The following is a 1,172-nucleotide window of genomic DNA, read 5'->3' as shown; positions in this document are numbered from 1 at the left end:
ATACGGAATCCGGTTGTCATAGGTCTGTTATAATTGCTGAAAAAATCGAGGAAAAATAGCCATGCCAAAAAAAGTCGAATTAGAGCCTCATTTAAGTCATTCGGACCTAAAAGCGCGATACCGCTCCTCTTATGACCCCGTAGAAGCACGACGTTGGCATCTACTTTGGAAAGTCGCCTCGGGGTGGAGGGTGAAGGATGCTGCATCGGTTGTGGGTCTAAATTATGACTATGCTCGCCGAGTTATCAAGAAATACAATGAAATTGGCATAGATTCGGTTACAAATAAGCGCAATAGAACTCCAAGAAATCATAAAGGAGGTAAAGAATCTATATTGAATCTACAACAACTAGAGAAATTAAAAGAAGCGTTAAAAAAGAAACCTAGAGATGGGGGAGTCTGGACTGGACCTAAAGTCGTTCAATGGATGGAAAAAGAAACCGGACGTAGTAAAATCTATGATGCCCGAGGATGGGACTACTTAAAAAAGTTAGAATACTCATGGCAAAGTCCCCGACCTAAACATAAAAAAGGTTGTCCTATTGAGCAAAAAGAATTTAAGGAAAACCTCCCTAAAAAAGTCAAACTTCTTCAAGAAGAAAATTCCAATGCTGAAGTAGAGGTTTGGTTTTTTGATGAACATCGCGTTGGGTTAAAACCCATTTTGGCTAAAGTCTGGGCTCCCGTCAGAGAAAGGCCTTCAGCTATTGTTCATCATAGATATGAGTGGTTGTACGTTTATGGATTTGTCAATCCAAAAACTGGGGATAATCACTATTATTTAATCCCCCGAGTTAACGTTCAGTGGTTGAATTTAGTTTTTGAGACTTTTGCCAAAGAAGTTGGAGCAGGTGAAGAGAAAATTATTTTAATTGTTGAGGATAACGCCGGATGGCATAGAAGCAATAAAGTTTGTCTACCTCTGGGGATAAAAGTTGAACCTCTTCCACCTTATTCTCCCGAGTTACAACCAGCAGAGCGGTTATGGAAATTGGTGGATGAGCCATTAGTCAATACTTATTTTAATTCCTTAGATGACCTGGAAAAAGTCTTAGTTGAACGCTGCCGTTTTCTCCAAGAAAATATGCAAACAGAAATTAAGGCTTTGACCAATTATCATTGGTTGACTTATTGATGATTTGTTGTAGACCTTTATCAACCGGATTCCGTAT

The 1,172-nt window shown here is 39.2% G+C and carries 1 protein-coding gene; it reads left to right on the top strand.

Going from position 1 to position 1,172, the window contains the following annotated elements:
- Positions 1-61 precede the first annotated feature (61 nt).
- Positions 62-1,135, top strand: a complete 1,074-nt coding sequence (locus QUB08_RS32005) for an IS630 family transposase (RefSeq protein ID WP_333230326.1) — start codon at positions 62-64, stop codon at positions 1,133-1,135.
- The last annotated feature ends 37 nt before the right edge of the window (positions 1,136-1,172 follow it).

It is taken from the genome of Microcoleus sp. BR0-C5 (assembly GCF_036705045.1).
Lineage (GTDB): Bacteria > Cyanobacteriota > Cyanobacteriia > Cyanobacteriales > Microcoleaceae > Microcoleus.
The sequence above is the reverse complement of the archived record's forward strand: the minus strand, read 5'-3'. Positions and strand labels throughout refer to the sequence as shown.

Coding starts and splice junctions, on each gene's coding strand:
- QUB08_RS32005 (WP_333230326.1), top strand. CDS start 62: ATGCCAAAAAAAGTCGAATTAGAGCCTCATTTAAGTCATTCGGACCTA.